The following is a 6,761-nucleotide window of genomic DNA, read 5'->3' as shown; positions in this document are numbered from 1 at the left end:
CACACTGATCAACTGAGGCCCTTGGTCGATCTTCCGTCTGTAGCAAGAAGGAATGATCAACCAAGGGCCTCACCCATGACCAACCGGGGCCCCCACCAGACACCACCTGGTTAAACAACAAGCTAAGAACGCGTCTGAGAACTGTCGCAGCAGCCGTCGCTCGAAGCCTCGGGCGCCTGGCCTTCGAAACCCCCTGAAGGCCACCATGACAGCGTTAGACGCCGTGAAGGCTCCCATCAGGGCACACGGCAAACCTGGGGTCGCGACTGAAGGGAACGCGGCCTCAGGCGCCAAACTGGACGCCATGACATCAGTTTCCGGACGCCTTCTAAAACAGGTGACGCGAAACGCCCCCGGAGCCGGGACGCGGGGGCGTTTCGCGGTGGTCAGTGCGAAGTCACCACTTGACCGGGAGGGCGTGCAGGCCGAACAGGACACCGTCGTACTTGAACGGCAGGTCTTCGAGCGGTGCCGCGATCTCCAGGGTCGGGATCCGGGAGAACAACGTCTGGAAGGCGATCTCCATCTCGGCCCGGACGAGGTTCTGGCCAAGGCACTGGTGGACGCCGTAGCCGAACGCCACATGGTGGCGGGCGGCGCGGGCGGGATCGAATCGGGCGGGGCAGGCGAACGCGTCGGCGTCGTGGTTGGCCGCGGCCACCAGCGGGACGATGCCCTCGCCCGCCTTGACCAGCTGGCCGCCGATCTCGACGTCTTCGACCGCCACCCGGAGCGCGACCAGGTCGGCGACCGAGTGAAGCCTGAGCAGCTCTTCGACGACGCGGGTGTCGCCGAGCCATTCCTGGTGCGACAGCAGGGTGACCACGCCGAGCGAGATGTTGTTCGCGGTCGTCTCGTGCCCGGCGATCAGCAGGAGCATCACGACCCCGGACAGCTCCTGGGGCGTCATGGTGGCCGAGGCGAGCAGCCTGCTGAGCAGGTCGTCGGCCGGCCGCTGCTGTTTGAGCGTGATGAGGCGGGTGATGTAGCGCAGGATGTGCTTGCCCGCGGCCTCGCGTTCGTCGTCGGTCGAGGCGAAGCTGACGAGTGTCCGGGTCTTGGCTTCGAAGAAGTCGTGATCGGCGTAGGGCACGCCGAGCAGCGCCGTGATCACCAGCGACGGTACGGGAAGCGCGAAGTCGGCCACGAGATCAGCCGAGTTCCCGGCGGCGAGCATGGCGTCGACGCGCCCGTCGACCACCCGCTGGATGTGCGGGCGCAGCTCCTTGATCTTGCGCACGGTGAACTCGGGGATGAGGGTCTTGCGGAACCGGCCGTGCTCCGGCGGATCCATCCCGACGAACCAGCCCGGGACCTGGTCGGGCGCCGGGACCCCGCCGGTGCGCCCGAAGTTCGGGAACCCGTCGTGGGTCGGGTTGGAGCTGATGCGGCGGTCGGTCAGCACGGTCCGCACGTCTTCGTGCCGGGTCACCAGCCAGACCGTCCTGCCCTCGGACAGGGTGGCCTTGACCAGTCCCGGCTGGGCGCGGATCTCCGCGTATTCCGGCGGCGGGAAGGGGCACCCCGCCCGGCGACTCGGAAAGTCGACGATGTTCTGTTCGACGCTCGTCATTTCCCTGTTTCCCTGGTTCGTCGGATACTGAGGTCGCCGGATGGACGCTTCAGGCGCTGTGGAAAGCGCGGATCCGCCCGCAGATGAACTCCTGGTCGGCTTCGGTGAGCCCGGTGTGGGTGGGCAGGTAGAACCCGTCTTCGCTGAACCTGCTGGCGTTCAGCGACGGCCAGTCGGGGTCGAGGTAGCCGGGCTGCCTGCTCATCGGTTTGAAGAACAGCCTGGTCTCGATGCCCTCGTCAGCGAGGAACACGCGCAGCTCGTCGCGGCGTTCGGCGCGCAGGTCGTACATCCACAGCACGTCCCTGCTCGGCATCAAGGTGATTCCGTCGATTCCGGCGAGCAGTTCGTCGTAACGCTTCTCGATGTCCGTTCGCCGGGAAAGGATTTCGTCGAGCTGTTCGGTCTGGGCGAGCGCGACGGCGGCCTGCATGCTCGTCATGCGGAAGTTGTAGCCGAGTTTCTTGTGCAGGAAGGTGTGGTCCTTGTCGAACGCCATCGCGCGCAGGTGGGCCAGCTGGCCGGCCAGCCGGGGATCGTTGGTCAGGCAGATGCCGCCCTCACCGGAGGTGATGATCTTGTTGCCGAAGAGCGAGAAACACGCGATGTCGGAGACCGGGCGCACGCCGTGCGCCTCGGCCGAATCCTCGACGACCCGGAGGTTGTACTCGTAGGCCAGCGTCATGATCGCGTCCATGTCGCAGCGCCGCCCGTAGATGTGGACGGGCATGATGACCTTCGTGCGCGGGGTGATCTTGGCTTCGATGAGCGAGACGTCGATGTCGAGGTCGTCACCGCAGTCGACGAAGACCGGGGTGGCCCCGGTGTAGGTCACCGCCCACGCCGAGGCGATCATCGTGAACTCCGGCACGATCACCTCGTCGCCGGGCCCGACCCCGAGCGCTCGCAGGGCCAGGGTGAGTGCGGTCGTCCCCGACGAACAGGCGACGCCGTGTGCGCTGCCGTGGTAGTCGGCGAAAGCCTGCTCGAACTTCTTGACGAACGGTCCCTGGGAGGAGATCCAGCCGTCGGTGATCGTTTCGGTCACGTATTCCAGTTCGTGCCCTTCCAGCCAGGGCTTCGAAACCGGGTAGTGGATCGCCATCGGCTCCTCATTCTTTCGGACTGGTTTTGGTCGGGACTGGGATTTTTTCCCACTGTGCGGTCATTTCAGGGACGGGGAGGCGAGAACCAGGTCCGCGGCGGCCGCGCGGCCACCGGCTTCCCGCTGCCGCAGCGCGAACTGCTGGGCGCGTTCGCTGAAGGAGCCGTCTTCGATGACCCTGGTGAGCTTGTCGACGACGTCGTCGGGGTCGACTGTCTCGGGCCGGTCCAGGGTGAGGCTGATACCGAAGTCCTCGCCGCGGACGGCTTGGTCGTAGCAGTCCACCCACAGTGGGCGCACGACGAGCGGCTTCCCGAAGTAGAGCCCTTCGTGGTACCCGTTTCCGCCGGCGTGGGTGAAGAACACCTTGACACTGGGGTGGGCGAGCACGTCGAACTGGGACGGGACCCAGGTCTCGATGCGCAGGTTGCCGGGCAGTTCGGCCACCGGTGGAAGGAATTCCTGCTGATCCGAGGGCAGCTTCCAGAGGATCTGGTGCCTGCCGTCGAGGCGTCGCGCGACCTCCACGAAGGACTGGACCTGGTCGCGGGCCAGCCGGGTGATCGTGCCGAAACCCATGTAGACGACCGAATCCTGCTTGTCGAGCCAGTCGGACAGACGGTGGTCGCCGGGTGCCTGGGGCAGCGGCGGCACCATCGCGCCCACCAGCCGCATCTTGGCCGGCACCGGGAACGGGTAGTCGAGCCCGGTGACCGAGTAGGACAGGATCGCTTCGGCATTGTCGATGCGGGCCATCTGCCCGCGCGCCGCGTCGGAGATGCCGAGTTCCCGGCGGAGCGGGCCGTCCTGAGCCATCACCTTCGACAGCGAGGGGTTCAGGAACATGGCGAGTGTCCGCAGCTTGAACACCCGGTTGGTGATCCGCTGGGTGAAGGTCATCTCGAACGGCAGGCCGGAGTGCGGCACCGGGAAACCGGGCGCGGTATAGCTTTTCGAGAACGGGGTGTGCGAGGTCAGGACGTTGCTGGGCATGAAAGGGACGCTCAGCATGAACGGGATCTTCTTGGTGATCGCCAGTTCCACCGCGAACAGGCTCATGCTCTCGATGATCATCAGGGCCGGTTCGATCTTGTCCACCGCGGTCTCGAGCGCGTGGTACTTCTCCACGCGCAGCTTCGGGTCGCAGGTGTGCCGCAGGACCGCGCGGTGGGCCTTGAACCGAGACGGCTGGGTGACCGCCCGGTAGGTCTCGTCGTCCCAGGTCACCGCCGACATCTCCGGGACGACCTCGCCGAGCGAGGCGAACTCGACCGGTGTTTTGCCGATGATCGCTTCGATGTCGCGGCGCCGGGGCTCATCGGTGGCGAACCACAACTCCTCGACTCCGCGGCCGGACAGCTCCCCGGCCAGGGTCAGCAACGGGTTGAGCAGACCGCTCTCAGGTGAGCTGACGAACAGGATCGGCCGTCGGGTCGAGTCCATGAACACAACCTTTCCGCGTTTCGCGGGTGGTGCCGGTGCGAGACCGTATCTTTTTCCCACGAACCATCCCGAAAAATCCCTAGTCTTCCCGCGCCTTCCCGAGCTGTCCGGTCGGAATCCGGCGGGTTTCTGGCCATTTCCATGACCGCGGGTGGTGACACTGGACACCACAGGCACACCGGCGGTGCCGCGTTGTCCTGAAGTCGAGGAAAGAGGTTCGACCATGGCGAAGATATGCGGCATCGACAGCGTCCGCACTCTCGAGGAGTGGGAAGCGGACGCGGTCCGGATGGCAGACGAGCTCCGTGCGCGGGGGGTGGAGATGTCGGACCGGGTCTTGCTGAAGGCCGAGAACTCTCCCGCCTATCTGACTGCCCTGCTGGCGCTGATGCACCTCGGAGCCTCGCTCGTGCTGATCGACTACCAGGATCGGGCCGAGACCACCGAACTGCTCATAGCGCAGGCGCGCGTCAAGTTCTGCGTCACCGATCGCGACACCGTTCTCCCGGAGACCGACGCCCAGTGCTTCTCCCTCTACGAACTGCAGTTCGCCGCGGCGGGCCGCCTCGCCACGTCGGCTGACCTGACAGTGAAGCGGTGGTGCGACCTTCCCGACGGCCTGCTCATGTTCTCGTCCGGCTCGACGGGCACCCCGAAGGCGATCGTCAAGACCGGTGCGTCGTTCCTGGAGAACCTGCGCCGCAACCTCAACCAGGTCGGGCATGTCGAGGAAGACGTGCTGGTGCCCCTGCTGCCGTTCTCGCACCAGTACGGGCTTTCCATGGTGCTGATCGCCTGGCTGACCCGGTGTTCGCTGGTGGTGGCGCCGTATCGGCGGCTCGACCACGCACTGCAGATGGCCGGTCTGTGCGGCGCCACGGTTTTCGACGCCACCCCCGCCACCTACCGCAGCATGCTCAACATCGCCCGCCGCAGGCCCGTCCTGATGCGAGTGCTCGCCGAGGCGAGGATGCTGTGCGTCGGCGCGGCTCCCCTCGACCCCGGCCTCGTGGACTGCTACGTCGACGAAGTCGGGCACTACCTGCTCGACAGCTACGGCAGCACCGAGCTCGGCAACGTGGCCTTCGCGACGCTCGACAACCCGGTCGCCTGCGGCCGCGCGGTCGAGGGCGTGCACCTGATCGTGGTGGACGACGACGGCAACGAGGTTCCCGCCGGTGCGGTCGGCGAGGTCATGGTGCTCACCCCGGACGTCATGGCCGGCTATCTCGACGACGACGGCGAGCTCTCGCCGATCGACCGCGGCTGGTTCGCCAGCGGTGACTTCGGCAGGCTCACCGAGGACGGCAGCCTCCACGTCCTCGGCCGGAAACGCGCCGTGCACCGGATGGGGTACACCCTCTACCCCGACATGATCGAGCGGCGGATGGGCGAGGCGGGCTGCCGCGCCAAGATCATCGCGATACCCTGCGAGCGCAAGGGATCCCAGCTGGTCGCCTTCATCGAGGACGACCAGGATCGCGGGATCGAGCACTGGCGCACGGTCGCCGGTTCGGCGCTGCCCGGGTACGAGGTACCCGATCGGATGGTCGTCATCGACAGCTTTCCCCTCAACCGCAACGGAAAGCCCGACAACAAGCGGCTCGAGGAACTGGCGGTTTCGGCGTGAGCGAAGCAGCCGGGCCGGTCGCCGTGGTCTTTCCGGGGATGGGGCCGTCGACCTTCGCCGAGGTCGGGCGGTTCATGGTGCTCGACCGGTACGCGCGCCGCCGGATCGCGGTGGCCGACGAGGTGCTCGGTGCGTCGCTGCTCGCGGGTTTTCGTGCCGCGGAGGGTGTCTACCATGCCTTCACCCAGGTGGCATTCCTGGTCAACTCGCTCGCGCTGGCGGACCGGGCCGAAGACGAACACGGGCTCCGGCCGGATTTCTGTGTGGGAGCCAGCCTCGGGCAGCGTGCCGCCGCGGCTTACGTCGGCTCAGTGGACTTCCCCGCGGCGATCCGGCTCACCTTCGAGCTGGCCCGCTGTGAAGAGGAGTACTTCGCCGCGGAGCCCGACGACCTGGTGACTCACTGCTTCGTGCGCGTCCCGGACGTGCCGTTCCGCGAGCTCGTCGACGCCTTCTGCGCGCGCGGAGAGTGGATCGAGCTCTCCGGCCACCTCGACGAGGGGTCCTATCTGGTCTCGTTGCGCTCGGACGTGCTCGACGAACTGATCGCCGAGGTCCGCGCGCTCGGCGGCTACTCGATGCAGACGATGCGGCCGCCGGTGCACGCGCGCCGGTTCGCGCCGCTGCGCGCCAAGGCCGAAGCCGAGGTGCTCTCCCAGTTCCCGCTCGCCGAGCCGTCGATCCCGGTCATCTCCGACCAGGACGGCCGGGTGGTCGGCTCGGCCGCCGAGCTGCGCACCATACTGGCCGACACCTTCGATCGGCCGATCGACTGGCCCGCCGTGGTCGGCGGCCTCAACACGCAGGGCGTCGGCACGGTCTACGTGACGGGCCCGGACCTGCTGTTCCACCGCCTTGACGTCACCACCGCGAACTTCCACGTCGTCCCGGTGACCCCGAAGTCCGCCGCGAAACCCGTTCTCGTGCACTGACCAGCCGCCCGCGCGAAAGGCGGGTTTCCGGCGTCACGCCAGGGAACCCGCCTTTCGCCGTGTCCGAGCGTGGACAGG

The 6,761-nt window shown here is 67.0% G+C and carries 5 protein-coding genes; 2 read left to right on the top strand and 3 right to left on the bottom strand.

The genetic code is table 11. The features are described 5' to 3' along the window. Positions 1 to 397: 397 nt before the first annotated feature. Genes QMK34_RS38080 through QMK34_RS38070 form a run of 3 tightly spaced genes read right to left on the bottom strand, consistent with a single transcriptional unit; the run spans position 398 to position 4,121 of the window. On the bottom strand, positions 398 to 1,573 hold the full coding sequence (locus QMK34_RS38080) for a cytochrome P450 (RefSeq protein ID WP_326419634.1): 1,176 nt from the start codon (positions 1,571 to 1,573) through the stop codon (positions 398 to 400). 49 nt (positions 1,574 to 1,622) lie between these two features. After that, the gene (locus QMK34_RS38075) at positions 1,623 to 2,678 is read right to left on the bottom strand and encodes a DegT/DnrJ/EryC1/StrS family aminotransferase (protein WP_326419633.1); all 1,056 of its coding nucleotides are present in this window, start codon (positions 2,676 to 2,678) and stop codon (positions 1,623 to 1,625) included. Positions 2,679 to 2,738: 60 nt separating this feature from the next. Continuing rightward, positions 2,739 to 4,121, bottom strand: a complete 1,383-nt coding sequence (locus QMK34_RS38070; RefSeq protein WP_326419631.1) for a glycosyltransferase — start codon at positions 4,119 to 4,121, stop codon at positions 2,739 to 2,741. 223 nt (positions 4,122 to 4,344) lie between these two features. Here QMK34_RS38070 and QMK34_RS38065 point away from each other — a divergent pair, with 223 nt between their 5' ends. Further along, a complete protein-coding gene (locus QMK34_RS38065) occupies positions 4,345 to 5,751 on the top strand; it encodes a class I adenylate-forming enzyme family protein (RefSeq protein ID WP_326419630.1) in 1,407 nt (468 codons plus the stop codon). Continuing rightward, entirely contained in the window at positions 5,748 to 6,683 is a 936-nt protein-coding gene (locus QMK34_RS38060; RefSeq protein ID WP_326419629.1) for an ACP S-malonyltransferase, read from the top strand. Before QMK34_RS38065 ends, QMK34_RS38060 begins: the two co-directional genes overlap by 4 nt. The last annotated feature ends 78 nt before the right edge of the window (positions 6,684 to 6,761 follow it).

It is taken from the genome of Amycolatopsis sp. H20-H5 (genome assembly GCF_035828755.1).
Lineage (GTDB): Bacteria > Actinomycetota > Actinomycetes > Mycobacteriales > Pseudonocardiaceae > Amycolatopsis.
Note: the sequence above shows the minus strand (reverse complement) of the source record. Positions and strands in the feature narration are given on the sequence as shown.